The 16,943-nt window shown below is 55.6% G+C and carries 18 protein-coding genes; 11 read left to right on the top strand and 7 right to left on the bottom strand.

The annotated features are described in order from the left end of the window. Positions 1-371: 371 nt before the first annotated feature. Positions 372-1,223: an HAD-IIA family hydrolase gene (locus CQ011_RS10775; protein WP_105677731.1), complete on the bottom strand. Its 852-nt coding sequence runs from the start codon at positions 1,221-1,223 to the stop codon at positions 372-374. A 136-nt stretch (positions 1,224-1,359) separates the two neighbouring features. Here CQ011_RS10775 and CQ011_RS10780 point away from each other — a divergent pair, with 136 nt between their 5' ends. The 6 genes from CQ011_RS10780 to CQ011_RS10805 all read left to right on the top strand — a co-directional run bounded on the left by CQ011_RS10780 (position 1,360) and on the right by CQ011_RS10805 (position 6,936). Beyond that, positions 1,360-2,016, top strand: a complete 657-nt coding sequence (locus tag CQ011_RS10780; RefSeq protein ID WP_105677732.1) for a TrmH family RNA methyltransferase — start codon at positions 1,360-1,362, stop codon at positions 2,014-2,016. A 116-nt stretch (positions 2,017-2,132) separates the two neighbouring features. Continuing rightward, positions 2,133-3,491, top strand: coding sequence for a M23 family metallopeptidase (locus CQ011_RS10785; protein WP_146112604.1), 1,359 nt, complete (start codon positions 2,133-2,135; stop codon positions 3,489-3,491). 192 nt (positions 3,492-3,683) lie between these two features. Beyond that, positions 3,684-4,706 carry a class II fructose-bisphosphate aldolase gene (gene fbaA / locus CQ011_RS10790; RefSeq protein ID WP_105677734.1) on the top strand — a complete coding sequence of 341 codons (1,023 nt, stop codon included), beginning with the start codon at positions 3,684-3,686 and terminating at the stop codon, positions 4,704-4,706. A gap of 2 nt (positions 4,707-4,708) precedes the next feature. Then, positions 4,709-5,122: a DUF3151 domain-containing protein gene (locus CQ011_RS10795; RefSeq protein WP_105677735.1), complete on the top strand. Its 414-nt coding sequence runs from the start codon at positions 4,709-4,711 to the stop codon at positions 5,120-5,122. 330 nt (positions 5,123-5,452) lie between these two features. Next, on the top strand, positions 5,453-6,103 hold the full coding sequence (locus CQ011_RS10800; RefSeq protein WP_105677736.1) for a DUF4956 domain-containing protein: 651 nt from the start codon (positions 5,453-5,455) through the stop codon (positions 6,101-6,103). Next, positions 6,100-6,936 (top strand): polyphosphate polymerase domain-containing protein, encoded by an 837-nt coding sequence (locus CQ011_RS10805; protein ID WP_286161167.1) that lies wholly within the window; start codon positions 6,100-6,102, stop codon positions 6,934-6,936. Before CQ011_RS10800 ends, CQ011_RS10805 begins: the two co-directional genes overlap by 4 nt. A 48-nt stretch (positions 6,937-6,984) precedes the next feature. On the opposite strand, the gene CQ011_RS10810 is transcribed toward CQ011_RS10805, so the two are convergent. The 4 genes from CQ011_RS10810 to CQ011_RS10825 form a co-directional block, all read right to left on the bottom strand. Then, positions 6,985-7,653 carry a response regulator transcription factor gene (locus CQ011_RS10810; protein WP_105677737.1) on the bottom strand — a complete coding sequence of 223 codons (669 nt, stop codon included), beginning with the start codon at positions 7,651-7,653 and terminating at the stop codon, positions 6,985-6,987. Further along, positions 7,650-9,092 carry a sensor histidine kinase gene (locus CQ011_RS10815; RefSeq protein ID WP_286161168.1) on the bottom strand — a complete coding sequence of 481 codons (1,443 nt, stop codon included), beginning with the start codon at positions 9,090-9,092 and terminating at the stop codon, positions 7,650-7,652. Before CQ011_RS10815 ends, CQ011_RS10810 begins: the two co-directional genes overlap by 4 nt. After that, complete coding sequence (locus CQ011_RS10820; protein ID WP_105677738.1) at positions 9,082-9,504, bottom strand: hypothetical protein; 423 nt, start codon at positions 9,502-9,504, stop codon at positions 9,082-9,084. The genes CQ011_RS10815 and CQ011_RS10820 overlap by 11 nt, the downstream gene beginning before the upstream one ends. An 80-nt stretch (positions 9,505-9,584) precedes the next feature. Continuing rightward, positions 9,585-10,070 carry an Lrp/AsnC family transcriptional regulator gene (locus CQ011_RS10825; protein WP_286161169.1) on the bottom strand — a complete coding sequence of 162 codons (486 nt, stop codon included), beginning with the start codon at positions 10,068-10,070 and terminating at the stop codon, positions 9,585-9,587. 105 nt (positions 10,071-10,175) lie between these two features. Here CQ011_RS10825 and kynU point away from each other — a divergent pair, with 105 nt between their 5' ends. The 3 genes from kynU (at position 10,176) to CQ011_RS10840 (ending at position 13,695) form a co-directional block, all read left to right on the top strand. After that, on the top strand, positions 10,176-11,456 hold the full coding sequence (gene kynU, locus CQ011_RS10830) for a kynureninase (protein ID WP_105677740.1): 1,281 nt from the start codon (positions 10,176-10,178) through the stop codon (positions 11,454-11,456). Between the two features lie 124 nt (positions 11,457-11,580). Further along, a complete protein-coding gene (locus tag CQ011_RS10835) occupies positions 11,581-12,960 on the top strand; it encodes an amino acid permease (protein ID WP_219844208.1) in 1,380 nt (459 codons plus the stop codon). A gap of 111 nt (positions 12,961-13,071) precedes the next feature. After that, on the top strand, positions 13,072-13,695 hold the full coding sequence (locus CQ011_RS10840; protein WP_105678034.1) for a thymidine kinase: 624 nt from the start codon (positions 13,072-13,074) through the stop codon (positions 13,693-13,695). A 15-nt stretch (positions 13,696-13,710) separates the two neighbouring features. Here the strand turns inward: CQ011_RS10840 and CQ011_RS10845 are convergent, their stop codons facing one another. Then, a complete protein-coding gene (locus CQ011_RS10845; RefSeq protein WP_105677742.1) occupies positions 13,711-14,250 on the bottom strand; it encodes a TetR/AcrR family transcriptional regulator in 540 nt (179 codons plus the stop codon). 86 nt (positions 14,251-14,336) lie between these two features. Further along, entirely contained in the window at positions 14,337-14,903 is a 567-nt protein-coding gene (locus CQ011_RS10850) for a small multi-drug export protein (RefSeq protein ID WP_105677743.1), read from the bottom strand. Positions 14,904-15,049: 146 nt separating this feature from the next. Here CQ011_RS10850 and CQ011_RS10855 point away from each other — a divergent pair, with 146 nt between their 5' ends. Both CQ011_RS10855 and CQ011_RS10860 read left to right on the top strand, forming a co-directional pair. Then, a complete protein-coding gene (locus CQ011_RS10855; protein WP_105677744.1) occupies positions 15,050-16,276 on the top strand; it encodes a sensor histidine kinase in 1,227 nt (408 codons plus the stop codon). Then, positions 16,276-16,881 carry a response regulator transcription factor gene (locus CQ011_RS10860; protein WP_105677745.1) on the top strand — a complete coding sequence of 202 codons (606 nt, stop codon included), beginning with the start codon at positions 16,276-16,278 and terminating at the stop codon, positions 16,879-16,881. Before CQ011_RS10855 ends, CQ011_RS10860 begins: the two co-directional genes overlap by 1 nt. Positions 16,882-16,943: the final 62 nt, after the last annotated feature.

The following is a 16,943-nucleotide window of genomic DNA, read 5'->3' on the forward strand; positions in this document are numbered from 1 at the left end:
TCCTACCCAACGCCTTGGCATTGGGTAGGACGTGGCCTTGCTAGTATTTACCGGCTTCCTAAGCCGGGACACCTGGGCATGCCTGACAGCAAGATTTTTGATGAAACTTCACCACCTTTTTGGAAGCGGTACAGACCTAGGCGGGTATGAGTCAGGGAAAGAAGATCGAAAATATCGATGACGTGCGTATTACAGGTCGCCATTGAGGTAGAAATAACTAAACCGGTGTACCGCTTGGAGCAGCGGCGGACCTGTAGCAAGGCGCAGAATCGAATTCTGCAAAGTCAACTGAATAAGAAGACCCTCTGTATCGGAGTATCCCGATACAGAGGGTCAATTTATTAGTTTCTTATACGGCTTAGATTTTGTGCTTAGGCCTTGGAAGGCTTCGCTTCCTTCGTTGAGCCTTTGTCACCATCGGCTACCAGTTCGGCGTGAATGTTCGCCACTGAGGAGAACTGGAGGTCCGGACGGAATGGGAAGGTGTCAACGTCACTGGCGGAGGTAATGCCGGTGTGAACCAGTGCGGTCAGCAGGCCTGCTTCCATGCCCGCAATGATGTCGGTATCCATGCGGTCACCGATCATCGCAGTGGTTTCCGAATGCGCATCGATTCGGTTCAGCGCCGAGCGGAACATCATCGGGTTTGGCTTGCCCACCACATATGGTTCGCGGTTGGTCGCGCGGGTGATGAGTGCGGCTACGGCACCCGTTGCTGGCAAGAGCCCCTCGGCGGAGGGGCCAGTTGCATCCGGGTTAGTGGCGATAAAGCGCGCGCCACCTTCGATCAACCGAATTGCTTTGGTGATGGCCTCGAAGGAGTAGGTGCGGGTCTCACCAAGAACCACATAATCCGGCTTCTGGTCAGTCATGATGAACCCGGCGTCATGCAAGGCGGTGGTCAGCCCGGCCTCACCGATAACAAATGCGCGTCCACCGGGACGCTGGCGGGCAAGGAATTCTGCCGTTGCTAGTGCTGAGGTCCAGATGTTCTGTTCCGGCACATCTAAACCGGAGGCCAACAGGCGAGCACGCAGGTCGCGAGGGGTATAGATGGAGTTGTTTGTCAGCACCAAGAAGCGCAAGTCATTATCGCGCCAGTACTTCATGAGCTCAGCGGCACCCTTGATAGCCTGATTTTCGTGGACTAATACGCCGTCCATGTCGGTCAGCCAGCATTTGATGTCGTGAATAGTGCGTGCGGCACGAGTTACGGTCGTCACGAGGTGTTATTCCTCCTTGGGCAGTGATGGTGGGACGTATCGTCATCGATCAACTTCCCTGATGTTTAAAGCCTACACAGCAAACACCAAGAACGCCGTGAACGTGGACACCTCGTAGAACAACTACCCTTAAAGGGTGAATGAAGAATCTGTTGAACCCACGGTAGACCCTGCAGCTGCACACGTTATTGGTGTCGGCCCCTGGGAAGGAGAGCTACCCACCGAGGCGCACTACGACCCGGAGCTACTGGCCGAAGGCGATAAGCGCAACGTTGCCGACAAATACCGGTACTGGTCAATGGATGCGATCATTGCAGATCTTGACGAACGCCGCCACGACTTTCATATCGCTATCGAGAACTGGCAGCACGATATGAACATTGGAACCGTGGTGCGCTCGGCTAACGCATTCCTCGCCAAGGAAGTGCATATTATTGGCCGTCGACGCTGGAACCGTCGCGGAGCGATGGTCACCGATCGTTACCAACACGTACGCCACCATGCAACCGTGGATGAATTTGTGACCTGGGCCGAGGGCGAAGGACTGACAATTATCGGGATTGATATCTTCCCTGACTCTGTCCCATTAGAAACCTATGATCTCCCGCGAAACTGCGTTCTGGTCTTCGGTCAAGAAGGTCCTGGGCTTAGCCCCGAGGTGCACGCGGCAGCTAAAGACACACTTTCAATAGAGCAGTTCGGTTCAACTCGTTCGATAAATGCCGCTTCAGCAGCTGGGATAGCTATGCACGCATGGGTTCGCCGGCACGTCTTTGGGCAACACATAGGTTAACAAAAGTCCAAACATCTGATTTTTAAGCAGAAGTTTACTCAAGTATCTGGATTAGTTGCCGAATTCAGCTTAGGCTAGGCCTTGGTTATGCATTCGTGATCTGGGAGCGGCTTGTAGTGAAACGGCGACATCAGGTAAACCACGACTTACTACTTATCGGATTACCCCGAAAAAGGAAACGTCTGGTCGTATGGGCTACCTCTGTGGTGGCCGCTATAGGCCTCACCGGAGCGCTCGCAATTCCTATCGTTGCGCAGACAGCAGATAACCGTCAGGGCAATATGCCCATTGCAATTGATGCAGACGCCGAACAAGCAAATTTCAGCAATTCGGTTTATGTCAGCCAAGATGCACCACTGAACGCTTTCGGCGGATCAGGACATGCACTTGCCATTGATGGTCGCCCGCTAGGCATGGTTGAGGGAGCAGCGGAATCTTCCGAAGAAGCTGAATCCGAAACCGAGACGGCCTTGTTGGCAGGAGCCGTAGGCACCATTGGCCAGCTACCTGGTGGTCTGCAGCTAATGCACCCGGTTCCTACCCGCCGCATCTCCAGTCCTTACGGCTGGCGCAGCAACCCTACCGGTGCCGGAAATCAGATCCACATCGGTCAGGACTACCCAATTTCTTGCGGTTCTCCTGTTTACGCCAGTGAAGCCGGACGGGTTATTGTCTCCGGTTGGCATGGGCACTCGGGTATGCGCGTGACCATTGATCATGGAAACAACGTGCAAACCGGCTACAGCCACAACTCAAAGCTAGTCGCCAAGATTGGCCAAGAGGTCAAGCAGGGTGAACTGATCGCGCTCGCCGGTACTACCGGAAACTCGACCGGTTGCCATGTGCACTTCGAGGTTATCGTTGATGGACGTTGGCACGATCCACGTAACTACCTTCCAAATATTTCTGGACAGCCAAACGCAATGATCGATTCGACTCGTCTGACGGTCAACTCGAACAGTGCGCCAAAGGGTAACGGTTCAAACGGTCCACAGTCGCAGGCTCCAAATCGTGACCAGGGCGCAAACCCTGATGTGGTGGTACCGGAGAACGACACCCCAGTGGTGCCGAAGCCTAAACCTAAACCAAAGCCCAGCGATTCGCACTCGCCGTCGCCGACTGAGCCTAAGTCTCCGTCGCCGAGCGATTCCAATACGCCATCGCCTACCGATAGCAAGTCGCCATCGCCGACTGACTCAAAAACTCCGTCACCAACCGATGGCACTAAGGATCCTTCGCCGCCGGAAGGCACTGAATCGCCAACGGACGGTACCGATACACCGACGCCGAAGCCTTCGACACCGAAGACGGAAGCGCCTGTACCTTCGGCACCTGAGTCGGAGGAGACAACCCCTGAGACTCCAGTAGCACCGCCATCAGATTCGAAATCCAGTGGGTCTAAGAGCCCTGAAGTGCCAAAGCAGTCTGGATCAGCAAGCAGTAATGTGCAGGCCCCGGAGCCTGAAAGTAAATAGCAAGTAAGCGCATGCCGCGGGTGTTAACCGGTTTTTAAGCCGGGTAACATCCGCGGTTTGTTCGTTAAATCGATGGCAACCCGTGTCACGTTCAGAGATCTATGCCACGTCAGGGCTTGCTGCCGATAGGATGGAGTGAGAAACGCCGTCAACGGCGACGCGTCCACCCTCGCTAATCACAAGGAGTGAAGCATGCCTATCGCAACCCCCGATAAGTACAATGCAATGATCGATGCCGCCAAGGCTGGCGGTTACGCCTTCCCGGCGGTCAACGTCACCAGCTCGCAGACCCTGAATGCCGCAATCCGCGGCTTCGCAGAAGCTGAGTCAGATGGCATCATCCAGGTTTCCACCGGTGGCGCAGCCTACTGGTCCGGCGCCTCCGTCAAGGACATGGTCACCGGCTCGCTCGGCTTTGCAGCCTTTGCACGTCAGGTAGCTAAGAGCTACGGCGTGAATATTGCGCTGCACACCGACCACTGCCCAGCGGACAAGCTGGACAGCTTTGTTTTGCCACTGCTTGCTGCCTCTGAAGCAGAGGTCGCCGCTGGTCGCGATCCTTTCTTCAACTCCCACATGTGGGACGGCTCGGCAGAGACTCTAGAAGAAAACCTGCGCATCGCAGCAGAACTGCTACCACGCACCGCTGCCGCCAAGCAGATCCTCGAAGTTGAAATCGGCACCGTAGGTGGCGAAGAAGACGGCGTAGAAAACGAAATCAACGATAAGTTGTACACCACCGTTGAAGACGCCATGGCGACCATCGAGGCCTTGGGTACCGGTGAAAAGGGTCGTTACATCACGGCTCTGACCTTCGGTAACGTGCATGGCGTGTATAAGCCAGGTGGCGTGAAGCTCCGCCCAGAGATCCTGAAGGACATTCAGGCTCAGATCGGTACGAAGCTGGGCAAGGCTAACCCCTTCGACCTAGTCTTCCACGGTGGCTCGGGCTCCTCCCAGCAGGAAATTGCAGATGCTGTTTCCTACGGCGTGATCAAGATGAACATTGATACCGACACTCAGTACGCGTTCACCCGCCCAGTTGCCGGCCACATGCTCGCTAACTACGACGGCGTGCTGAAGGTTGACGGCGAAGTTGGCAACAAGAAGACCTATGATCCTCGTGTTTGGGGTGCCAAGGCTGAAGAGTCCATGGCTGCTCGCATCGTCGAAGCAGCGCGCCAGCTAGGCTCCGCCGGAAAGTCGCTGAAGTAAATATGGTCGGCGAGAATCTACTGGGGATTCCAGAAACACTGTTGCCGGAAGAAACCGACGTGCTTGCGCGTTTGGACGCCGGAGACGAAGCTATCGACTTGGCAGCTAAGTTCCCATCGTCATCGCTGGTCTGGGCTCTGCTCGCCAACGAGGCACATGGCGAAGGCCGCACCGTGGATTCTTACGCGTTCGCTCGCGTGGGTTATCACCGTGGCCTGGATTCGCTGCGTAAGGCTGGATGGCGCGGACAGGGCCCAGTGCCTTGGCGCCATGAGCCAAACCGCGGATTCTTGCGTTCGCTTTACGCGTTGGGCCGTGCGGCCGCAGCGATTGGCGAGAGCGAAGAAGTGGATCGTATTGAGAAGTTCCTCAACGATTCGGATTCCAGCGCTAAGGCAGCTATCGAAGCCGAGTAACAACTAACAAAAGATGCGGACGAAAACTTACAAGTTTTCGTCCGCATCTTTTTGCCCAAAAAGCATGCGACCCAAAGAGCTTTACGCCGTAGACACTCCAAACCTCAAGACTTTTCGTCGTTCAGGGCCTCCAACGGGTCGAGCTTAGATACCCAACCAATCTGTGTCTCGCTGAGACTTGACCATTAACGTCAGTGTTCGGACCATTCAGCGCCGATGATTGAAAAATGAGGGTGTTCTCATGAAGTTCTACTTTTAGTTTCATATTGTTTACCTAGAGTTCACTTGAGAGAACAAATCATCACCTCATCACAATGAAGGGAGTCCACCGTGCTTTCATTCTGGCTGGCTCTAGGTTCAAACATCGTCGGCATCACCATCTTGGTCTACTTCGTGTATTTTCGCAGGCACTTCAGGCGTGATTTGGTATTGGCCTACGTTGCGCTGAGCATGGGTATTTTTGCGGTCACCATGTTGCTTTCAGGCAGTGGAGCGGGGATGGGGCTTGGGCTGGGTCTCTTCGGTATTTTGTCGATTATTCGACTACGTTCCGATACTTTGACGCAGGAAGAAGTCGCTTACTACTTCATTTCTCTTGCCATTGGTCTGGTTAATGGACTGCACCCGGACCCGGCTTGGTTGGCGCCGTCGGCTACCGCCGCCTTGGTGCTCGTAATGTACGTGGCAGACCACCCAAGTTTTGCACCGCGCACCGAACGCCAGACGGTGACTTTAGAGAAAGCCTATGCGCAGAAACCAGATTTGGTAGCTGCGCTAGAAGATCTGCTCAACGCGAAGGTGCTGCGCACCGTGGTTGTTGAACTGGATATGGTCCGTGACCTGACCATTGTGGATGTCCGCTTCCGGACCAATAAGCACAGCAAACCACAGCAGCCGGTAGAGCTCGGCGGCACTTACGAGCTAGCAAAAACCTCGACAACTTCGGCAACTGAGGCCAAACAGGAGTCGTGGTCCAAATGACCGCGCAAGCGATGACTTCGCTATCGCGTGAGGCTTTAGAAGTTGCTGTCGTAGATCGAGCACCCATCGGATTAGCCGAGGTGATCTCGGAAGCCGCATTGCAAACTCGTGTGGATCGTAAATTTTTGCTGACGCCAGAAGAGTTCACTGCGTTGACTGAACGGCTGGGGGACCAATTTAAAATCATGGAAATCGACGGACTACGTACCTTTCGTTATGAGTCTGTGTACTTCGACACCGAGGATTTTGAACAGTATCGTGCCCACCGCCAAGGACGTCGCCGACGCTACAAGGTCCGCTCCCGCACATACGCGGATACCGGACTATCGATGTTTGAGATTAAAACTAAAGGACTCCGCGGGGCAACGGTGAAACACCGTGTGGAACAAGCCCCTGAGCAAGCCGGTGAACTCAGTGAAGAGAATCGTGAATTCCTTGACCAGGTATTGGCTAGCGAATATGGCGAAGAAGCGCCATCGTTGTCAGCGGTCCTTGATAGCACCTACACCCGAGCGACATTCGTGAATCCCATTGACGGTGAACGAGTCACCTGTGACGTGGAATTGAACTACGCAAACGACGAGAAACAGATCGCAGGACCGGACCTGATAGTGGTGGAAACCAAATCTGCAGACGGCCGTGGGGTCTCCGACCGGGCGCTTGCTGAACTCGGTATTCGTGAGGTCAGCATGTCCAAGTACTGTATCGGGATTGCATTGCTACATCCTCAGCTCCCAGCCAACCGCTGGAGCCGACTCTTGGCTCAACGCTTCGGAACACGCCGTGGACCGGTGTCACGCCTGACGCGCCCCCGGGCGATGGTTCGTAGTTAGATCTTCTAAGCAAGCATTTCCCCGAGAATATCTCGGGGAAATGCTTGCTTAACGCGTGCTAGCTAGGCGATAGCCCACACCTCGAACGGTTTCGAAGCGTTCCCCACCAAGCTTGTTTCGTAGGTAGCGCACATACACGTCCACCACATTTGAGCCAGGATCAAAGTCGTAACCCCACACTCTGGAGAGCAGTTGTTCGCGGCTGAGCACCTGCCCTGGGTTGCGCAGGAAAGCTTCGGCCAGCGCAAATTCGCGGGCTGAGAGTTCAATTTCCTTTTCTGCCACGAGAACCCGGCGTCGCAACAAATCCATTTCTAGATCCTCGTGACTGAGCACCGAGGTTTCGCTCGCGCTATCTTCTGTGCGCAGACGTAACCTCACGCGGGCTAGTAATTCGTCAAAATGGAAAGGCTTGGCCATATAGTCATCGGCGCCATTTTGCAGGCCGGTGACGGTATCTTCAACGCTGCCACGCGCGGTCAAAATGATGACGGGTGAATCAATATGTGCCGCACGCATACGTCGGAGCACCGAGAAACCGTCTTCATCGGGTAGCCCAAGATCCAAGATGATCAGCTCAAAGTCGCCGTCGCGGGCCAAATCAAATCCGTCACGCCCTGTACCGGCCACTGCAGAAGTCAGTCCCGCTGCGCGCAGGCCCTTGGCAACAAATGAACTAATGCGTGGCTCATCTTCAATGATCAGGATACGACTCATACTTCGGTACCTCGTTTTGTCAGTGGGATATCGATATAGAATGTGGAGCCCTTCCCGGGCTCAGCATCTACCCAGACGCTACCGCCGTGGGACGTGGCTATAGCCGAAACAATGTTTAACCCCAGACCGGAACCGTCCGAGCGTACCGAGTTCTTTCCACGCCCAAAGCGCTCAAAGATTCGTTCGATATCTTCGGGCTGGATTCCTACTCCGTTATCTGAGACCCACCAACGTAACAAGGTCTCACCGTGTCCGTCTCTGAGTATTTCGTTGCCCAAACCGATGCGAGTGCCAGCGGAAGAAAATTTCACGGCGTTAGCGCAGAGCTGTAACATCGCCTGGGTAATGCGCGTCTGGTCGAGGGTGACGGTAGATTCACAGCGGTAATCTATGCGCCAGTGCCGGTCACCCAAGGCACGAGCTTTGTCCAAAATTTCATCTAGCAAAGCTCCCACTTGGGTGGGTGCTGGCTGGATGAAGTCAGCCCGGTTTGATTTAGCGAGCATTACCAAGTCATTAATGAGTAGGGACATGCGACTCATCTCGTCCAAGGCGATTTCTTTGCTCTGCACGACGTCTTCTGGATCATTTTCATCCATTAGTTCAAGATGTCCACTGACGATGGTTACCGGTGTACGCAGCTCATGACCAACATCGTCCAGTAGCTGTCGTTGTGACTTCAGTGAGTCTTCTAAACGGTCGAGCATCTCATTGATGGTCACCGTCAGCTCGGCAAATTCATCGTTTCCGGTGACTTCAATACGCCGAGACAAGTCACTTTCCGAGATCTGGTGTGCGGTGGTTTGCAGCCGCCGGATCGGTTCCAGTGTCCGGTTGACCACCAGCCAAGAGGCGCCGGCCGCCAGCGCCATGACGAGGAACCCTACGGCCGTAAATATCGAGATATTACGGTCATTGGCGCGGGCTTCGGCATGATAATCATAGGCGAGCACGAAGGCGCTCGAATTGGGGTCTTCCGGAAGCTGCACGGGAACTACCACCGCCCGATAGGTAGTGATTTCGGTGGTGACGGTGCCAAGGTGGATATGGCTATCTGTTTTGCTCTGTTGCGCCCACTGGAGAAATTCAGGGTCATCTTCGAGTCTTAATTCCACTATTTCGGGTGCGGTCCAGCGGACGTCGCCATCGGCTAATCCCAGCATGCCTTGATGCCGGGAAGGCAAGGTGCGTTGCATGGCGGTGTAGAGCAGATCTTCGGCTTTTTCAAAGCGTTTCAGCGTACGCGGATCCACCCCGGTATCGGTGAGCACCCCAAACTCCTGCACGGTGCGAGATAACGAGTCATCGATGCGCTCGTTCAATTCATGACGTTGAACCGCGAAACTGGCGGCCCCCGCAGAGAGTAACGCTAGTCCCACAACCAGCAGCATTCCGGTGAGTACCCGGGCACGGATGGACCATGAGCGTTTAGTCGTCATCATCGTCCTCTAGGTCGTCATCATCATCGTCGTCGTCATCATCGTAGCTATTTGCCGATGGTGGCAGGGGGACGACTGGTTTTTTGCTCGGTTTTGGTTTGACCGTAGGGGCCTTGCTCGGCTTGGCCGTAGGCGATTTTTTCACCGGAGGCGCACTAGTTTTCGGGCTTTGAGTCGGTTTCGAAGTTTTTGAGGGTTGCTCCGACGGGGGTGTCGAAGGGGTGGTTGACGGTGAGGGGACACCTGGCTCACCGCCCGAAGGAGAGGGACGAGTGTCCTGGATAATGAAGCCGTTTCCTAAGTCTTTATCTGCAGGATCCGCGACAACCTGCCGGATGCCTAGAATTCCCAAGAGCACCACCACGATCACGATGACCAGAAGTGCGATACGACGCAACGTTTCCAAACCCATACCACCATTGTGTCCGAGACAAATGAGACGAAGATGAGAGAACACGGCCCTGCGCGTCTTAGCGCGGCACTGGCCAGGAGTTAGCTCAAATGTTCAAAGATGATTGCCGTCTGTGTGGAAGAGAAAGCTCGGTTAGCGCCAAGATGCGTCGCTACGAAGGTGCGCAGGTCATCAATGCTGCGGGAGGCAACTCGCACTAGGAGATCCGGTGTACCGCCGAGCACAAAAACATCTTTGACTTCTGCTAGCTCTTGCAGGGTCCGTGCGGAGGAAAGTAGCCGGTCACGTGCCGCCGGAGCAACCACCACTGAGATCATGGCGTTGACGGTGACACCAAGAAGCTCTTCGTCGATAAGCGTGGTGTATCCGCGGATCACCCCGGCGCGGTGCAACGCCTTGACTCGACCCAAACAGGTCGAAGGCGCCAGTCCAATCTTGGCCGCGAGCACATTATTGGCAATGCGAGCGTCGGTTCGAAGTTCGGAAAGAATCGCCAAGTCGATCTCATCGACGCGAATAGGATGCGGTACCGTTTCGCCCTGGACCGACCAAAGTGAACTTTTCACGAAAATATTTCTCATTTCTTGGCTATTCTTCGAAATCGATCGAAGTATTTCGTCACTGATTCTACGATAAGAGATAAGAAGTATTCCTAGAAGAACTGAGAAACCGTGCAAACTGAACTGAGCAGAGCTTCCCTAGCGCAGCTAGATGCCAACGATCCGCTGATCCGGTTCCGCGAGCGCTTTCAACTCCCCGAAGGCGTCATCTACTTAGATGGAAACTCTCTCGGGGCGTTACCGCATGGAGCGGCCGAGTGTGCCGCACAAGTCGTCACCCAACAATGGGGTCAGGGCCTCATCCGCTCGTGGAACGATGCCGGTTGGTTTGAACTTCCTACGCGTTTAGGCGACAAGCTGGGCCAGCTGCTGGGCGCAAATCCGGGTGAAACCGTGGTCACCGACACCACCAGCCTTAACCTCTTTAAGGCTTTAGCCTCGGCACTTCGCATTCAGCAGGTTGACGGCCCAGACCGCCGGGTGCTGATCACCGAACGCGACAACTTCCCTACAGACATTTACATCGCAGAGGGCCTGGCAGACCTGCTTAACTCTGTCGGCGCTGAAACCGGCGTCAGCTACGAAGTGAAACTGATTGATAGCGAAACAGAGCTGCTTGCAGCCTTAGGAGACGACACCGCGCTCGTATCCCTGTCGCACGTGAACTATCGAACCGGTGCCATGTGGGATATGGCTGCTATTACCGAGGCAGTTCACCAAGCCGGCGGGTTGGCGATTTGGGATCTGGCGCATGCTGCCGGTGCAGTGCCCGTTGATCTGAACGCCGCTAACGCTGACTACGCGGTCGGTTGCACCTATAAATACCTCAACGGTGGCCCCGGATCCCCGGCATTCATTTGGGTCAACGCGCGCCATCACGAACGTTTTTGGCAGCCGCTGTCCGGCTGGTGGTCCCACCAGGCGCCTTTCGCCATGGCGGAGAGTTACACACCGGCCAATGACGTGCGTCGCTTCATGTGCGGCACCCAGCCGGTAACCTCGATGGCCATGATTGAAGTTGGTCTAGATATCAGTGTTGAAGCGGAGATGGTCAAGGTCCGCGCGAACTCGCTAGAACTGACGGACTTGTTTATCGAACTTGTTGAAACCCGCTGTGCCGGGTACGGGCTAGAACTGATCACCCCACGAGACCATGCCCGCCGCGGAAGCCACGTCAGTTTCAGCCATCTCAACGGCTACGAAATTATCGCTGCGCTCATTTCAAGAGGGGTCATCGGCGACTATCGCGAGCCTGAGGTTTTGCGTTTTGGGGTTACGCCGCTCTACCTAAGCCGCACCGATATCTGGGATGCGGTAGAGATCCTGCGTGAAGTTCTGCACACTGGGGCATGGCAGCGCGAGGAGTTTGCCGTACGAAATGCCGTGACATAGCGCAAAATTCACTGACCTTCGGGCCTATAACCCGAGAATTCAGCGAATTTACGCCAGAGTACCCTTAATAACAGCGCGGCATCCATCGATGTCGCGCTGTTCGCATAGGTCTAAGGGAGCATCGTTGGGCAAGCAACCGGTACATGTCACTGAATCCGGGTCGGGTCTAAAGAAGTCATTAACACCGGCCCAGATGTCGATGATCGCGCTGGGCAGCGCAATCGGCACGGGACTGTTTGCCGGCAGTAAGCTGGCCATCTCCATGGCAGGACCATCGGTGATCGTTAGCTACCTGATTGGTGGCGTCGTGGCACTGCTGGTCATGGGAGCTCTCGCCGAAATGACGGTTAAGCAGCCGGTGGCTGGTTCGTTCGGCGTGTACGCCGAACGCTACCTAGGACGGTTCGCCGGATACCTGACCAAATACCTTTACTGGTCCGCGCTAATCTTCGCGGTGGGTACCGAGGTCAGCGCCGTGGGCGAATACATGCAGTACTGGTTCCCAGAAATTCCCGGACTGCTCTGGGTGATCCTCTTCTCCGTCGTGCTGCTCGCAGTGAACTTTGCCAGCGTTAAAACCTTCGGCACCACCGAATACTGGTTCTCCGCGATTAAGGTCTTCGCCGTGGTTGCCTTCATCATCATTGCCCTGTGGCTGGTATTCCATGATTCCACTGACCAATTCGGGTTCCAGAACTACACCGCCGAGGGCGGATTCTTCGCAAATGGGCTCTCCGGTATGTGGAGTGCGGTGATCGTGGCAATCTTCTCCTACATGGGCATCGAAGCCATCTCGATTGCCGCGGCCGAGGCCCGCAACCCAAAAATTGCGGTGCGCAAGGCCTTCAAAGTTTCCTTCCTGCGCCTACTACTCTTCTATGTATTCACCATGGCGTTGATCCTCGCGGTGGCACCCACCAGCGAACTCATTTCCGGAGGTTCTCCGTTTGTCACCGTCATGTCTCAGGTGGGTATTCCCTTTGCCGACTCGGTGCTGAACTTCGTGCTGATCATTGCCGCACTGTCGGCGATGAACGCTCAGCTCTATGCCGCGACTCGCATGTTGCACTCATTGGCTGACTCCGGTCACGCGCCACGTTTAGCCCACAAGACCAGCAGTAACGGTGCCCCGATTCACGCGGTGTGGATGTCTGCCGGCGGCATTGCCGTGGCTGCACTGGTCTACGCCATGGTTCCAGAAGGCGGATTTGGCATCATGATGTCGCTGGCTACCTTCGGAGCCTTGGCTACCTGGTTCATGATCTTGGTGACCCACGTGGCCTTCCGGCGCAAGGTGAGCCGGGAGCAGGCGGTCTTGGAGTACAAGCTGCCCGGATACCCCGCGGCCTCACTATTTGGTGCACTATTACTGGCAGGACTGCTGGTGACCTCGTTCTTCGTCCCGGAATTTAAGTACACGTTGATCTTCGGAGTGCCGTTCGTCATCGTCATGTCGGTGCTTTACAAGTTGGTCTTTGCCGGCAAGAAGCAACCTTCGGCCTAACCGGGGCAAACCGAGGCCCGCGGCGCTAGTTCACTGGAGAACTCTGCTGCGGGCACTAAGATCGTTAAGGGCCTGCCAGATAGCAGGCACAGCAACATTCGAGGAGCAATGGTGGCCAAGCTGTATTTCCGATATGGGGCAATGAACTCGGGCAAATCAACGAGCTTATTGCAGGCTGCCTTCAACTATGAGGAACGCGGCCAGCGGATCTTATTGGCCAAGCCCGGAGTCGACACTAAGGGTGAAGCCTCGATAGTTTCCCGATTAGGGCTTGAACGCGAGGTCGACTTCGTGATCAGCCCGCAAGGTAATGTGCGTCAGCAGTTCGCTGCGATAGCTTCCGGTGAGGATCCCGAAGCCATTCTCACTCATGTTGATTCGCCCCCGGTCGCTTGCCTGCTTGTCGACGAGGCCCAGTTCTTGACCCGTGAGCAGGTTGATGACCTGTTGCGAATTGCCGTGCTCGACAACGTACCGGTTCTTGCCTACGGAATCCGCACCGACTTTAAAACCCATGCTTTCCCCGGATCCGCGCGACTCATGGAGCTTGCGCACTCCTTGGAAGAGCTCAAAACCATTTGCCGTTGCGGGCGCAAAGCAATGTTTAACACTCGCCGGGTGGGCGATCAGGTTGTTTTTGACGGCGACCAGGTAGCCATCGATGGGGAAGATGTTTGGTACGAGTCACTGTGTGCCTCGTGCTATTTGGATGCCTCGGGTGGGCAACTTAGCTAGCAGGTGCCCGCGGGATTAGGGACGTGAGAAGAGTCCGGAAACTGCTCGCTGCAGTCCCCAATCAAAACCATCACTTTGTGGTGTATCAACGTCCAACTGCACGAGGTTCTGCCGGTAGGCCACCGAACCCAAAATGTGGTTAAGCAGCAGTTGCTGACCAAAACGGGATTCTTCCACAGACAAACCAGCTAATTGAAGTAGCTCGCGTAGCTGTAGTACTGGGTTGAGTTGCTCAACCTGTAGGGCACTGGCTACCTCGACTACCTCGGGACTGTCCTGAATGGGCAGTAGCGCCAGGTATAGCTTGCGACATAGCTGCAAAACCGCGTCGGCGGGTGTTGCAAAATTTTCTGGGATGACACGTAGTTGCTCGGTGTTCAACAGCTTGGCAGCAACGGCTGCCAACAGCTCCTGTTTGTTTTTCACATGCCAGTACAGTGCGCCAACCTGTACTTCGAGTTCTTTGGCCAAGCGACGCATAGACAGGTCAGCTAACCCGAACTGCTGCAGGATATCGACCGCGGTATCCACGACGGTCAGCTGAGTTAATGCCATGGCTTCTAGTCTAGACGTAGCAGCACTGACTACCTGCGTGTACTGATCCGGCTAGGTAAGTCTGCGTAGTATTTATCCGTATTGCGCTAAGCAGTGACGCGGACAACGCTGGCAATAAAGATGGACATTGCCGTGGTCCAGCTGATGATGGCTATTGCCTGCCAGATGAGAATTCGTGTCTTGTTGATGCCAATGGCGGCGAGCATGGTGGCGGTGAAGTGAGTTGGTAGCAACAGTGGGCCGAGCAGGCTGACCCCTGGAACTCCGTAGCGTTCGAATGCGCGCTGGAATTTGATTCGGCGGTTGGACTTGCGCTCACTTCCCTCGGTGAGCCCGGACTCAAGGTTCTCACTCAACTGCTGAGCATCGGTGTGATCTGCACCGTGTGCCCCGACGAGGTTCTTTGCTCGCTTGCGGTTGGACAGTGCCGAGTGAGCTCCGGAGCCTAGCAACACCAACATTGCCACACAGACGAAGTTGCCGATGATGGCGGCGATGGCGGCGACCAGCGGATTGATACCGCCAAGAATACCGACGGTTGCAGCTCCTTCGCCTTCAACGAAGGGTACCGCGCCGGCTAGTGCCACGATCAACGGTTGCGCGATCTCGGGGACCTGAGAGATGAGATTTTGGAAGGATTCGATGAGGTTCATGATTGCTCCTGTCGTGATTCACCGGGTGTCGGTGTAATACAATTTCATCGCGTTTCAGGCGCCTGGGTAAGTGCCTAAATGTCACTTGTGACAGGGAGTTTTACATGTTCAGGTAATGACATTTGTCATCCCCGTATACTGAATAAATGAGTGCTTCTTTACCTGCCGATCCGACTGAGAACTTCGGACCCAGATCCCTCGGTTCGCGCAGGCTGAGCACGGGAATTACCGCCACTTGGTGGTACACAGTGGCTGCCTTGCTGATATTTCAGCTAATGATCCTGCTCTTGTGGATCGGCGCGCAGAACAACTTGGGCAAGAGCCCCGCCTCCGTGTTGACCATGGCGATCGGTGGGCTGGCGTGGTGTGTGGCAACCGTGCCCTTACTGGTGCTGTACCGGCGTCGAGATGAGACGGTGGGAGTCGCAGCGCAATGGCGTAACATCCTTCTTCCGCTGTGCGTCAGCGTGGCATTTGCGGTCAGCGCAGGCCTGATCAGCGGGCTCTGGGTGATGGCGGTGTTGCCAATCGTGCAATCACTGATGCTGCTCAATTGGCCTCGTGGCGTACGCCTGCGGTTGGTCATCGCCGCCCTGGTTTTGCTTGGCGGCCTGTGGTTCATTGACCTGCGTTCGGTGACTTCTGCCGATGGGAAGGTCGCAGAGAGCTGGTGGGCGCTGGGATTTTTGACCATTTTATTGCCGGCCATCACCGTCAGCTCGCTGTGGTGGTGGGATGTGCTTGCCACACTAGACCGTGCCCGAGCGGCAGAATCACGGTTAGGGGCCACCCAAGAGCGATTGCGCGTGGCGACCGACGTCCATGACCTGCAGGGCCATCATCTGCAGGTGATCGCGTTACAGCTTGAACTTTCCGAGCGTCTATTAACACGTGATCCAGAGGCGGCACTGAAACAGCTACGGTTAGCCAGATCCAGTGTCGCCGAGGCGCAACAAGGCACACGCGATCTAGCCATGCGCTTTCGCGGAGTACCGCTTCGCGATGAGGTAGATAATGCCGTTGATATTCTCCGGGCAGCTGGGATCTCGGTTCATGCCACGGTGTCAGAGGAAGTGAATCTGGCGCCCGCCAACATTCTTGGGCCGATTATTCGTGAAACAACAACGAACGTTCTGCGTCACGGTGCGGGGCTGCGCGCACACCTGTCGTTAGAGCGCGAGGGCGCCCAGTGGCGCTACGAAATCACTAACGACCGTGCCGCGGAGAATGCGCACAGCGTTGATGGATCTGGGTTACAAGGGATTATTCGCCGTGCGGCAGAGGCCGATGGCTCTGTTGAGGTGCACCGCGGAAAACATGATTTCTCGATTGTGGTTCTGGTGCCAGCGACGAGCATTAAGGAAGAGCGGTAATGATCCGAGTATTGATTGCTGATGATGAGGCAATGATTCGTTCGGCGCTGGCAGCACTGCTGCGTTTAGAAGATGACATCGAGGTCGTGGCGGAATGCGCCGACGGTGCGCAGGCCGTCATCATGGCAGGAAAACTGCAACCCGATATCTGCTTGCTCGATTTGGAGATGCCAGAACTTGACGGTGTTCAGGTGGCTGACCGGCTGCGTAGTACGGGCAGCGCCACACGTTGTGTTGTGGTGACCAGACATGCCCGTCCTGGAGTGCTGCGCAGAGCCCTGGCATCTGGGGTCTTAGGGTTCTTGCCCAAGTCTCGCAGTGCCAACGAGGTAGCCGAGGTCATCCGCCGAGTCGCGGCAGGGGCACGTTACATAGACCCCGAGATTGCCGCCGATGCGCTCAGCGAGGAGCGGAGCCCGCTGACCGAGCGAGAGCTGGACGTGCTGCGTGCTGGTCGACGTGGTGAATCCACGGTTCAGATAGCTCGGGCGCTCAACCTAGCTGCCGGAACCGTACGCAATTACATCTCCGCAATTCTGGCGAAGTTGAACGTGGCTACCCGCCAACAAGCGGTGTTGCTCGCCGAAGAACGTGGATGGATCTAAGTAAAACCGCTAAGCCTGCCCAAGGGCTCACGTGAGTCACTTCCAAGAGCTGGGCAAAACAC

The organism is Arthrobacter sp. MYb213 (genome assembly GCF_002979915.1).
In the GTDB taxonomy this organism is placed as follows: domain Bacteria; phylum Actinomycetota; class Actinomycetes; order Actinomycetales; family Micrococcaceae; genus Glutamicibacter.

Excerpts from the sequence above, each read along its gene's own strand:
- fbaA (WP_105677734.1), top strand. The coding sequence starts at position 3,684 with ATGCCTATCGCAACCCCCGATAAGTACAATGCAATGATCGATGCCGCC.
- CQ011_RS10795 (WP_105677735.1), top strand. The coding sequence starts at position 4,709 with ATGGTCGGCGAGAATCTACTGGGGATTCCAGAAACACTGTTGCCGGAA.
- CQ011_RS10805 (WP_286161167.1), top strand. The coding sequence starts at position 6,100 with ATGACCGCGCAAGCGATGACTTCGCTATCGCGTGAGGCTTTAGAAGTT.
- CQ011_RS10810 (WP_105677737.1), bottom strand. The coding sequence starts at position 7,653 with ATGAGTCGTATCCTGATCATTGAAGATGAGCCACGCATTAGTTCATTT.
- CQ011_RS10815 (WP_286161168.1), bottom strand. The coding sequence starts at position 9,092 with ATGACGACTAAACGCTCATGGTCCATCCGTGCCCGGGTACTCACCGGA.
- CQ011_RS10820 (WP_105677738.1), bottom strand. The coding sequence starts at position 9,504 with ATGGGTTTGGAAACGTTGCGTCGTATCGCACTTCTGGTCATCGTGATC.
- CQ011_RS10845 (WP_105677742.1), bottom strand. The coding sequence starts at position 14,250 with ATGGCATTAACTCAGCTGACCGTCGTGGATACCGCGGTCGATATCCTG.
- CQ011_RS10850 (WP_105677743.1), bottom strand. The coding sequence starts at position 14,903 with ATGAACCTCATCGAATCCTTCCAAAATCTCATCTCTCAGGTCCCCGAG.
- CQ011_RS10855 (WP_105677744.1), top strand. The coding sequence starts at position 15,050 with ATGAGTGCTTCTTTACCTGCCGATCCGACTGAGAACTTCGGACCCAGA.
- CQ011_RS10860 (WP_105677745.1), top strand. The coding sequence starts at position 16,276 with ATGATCCGAGTATTGATTGCTGATGATGAGGCAATGATTCGTTCGGCG.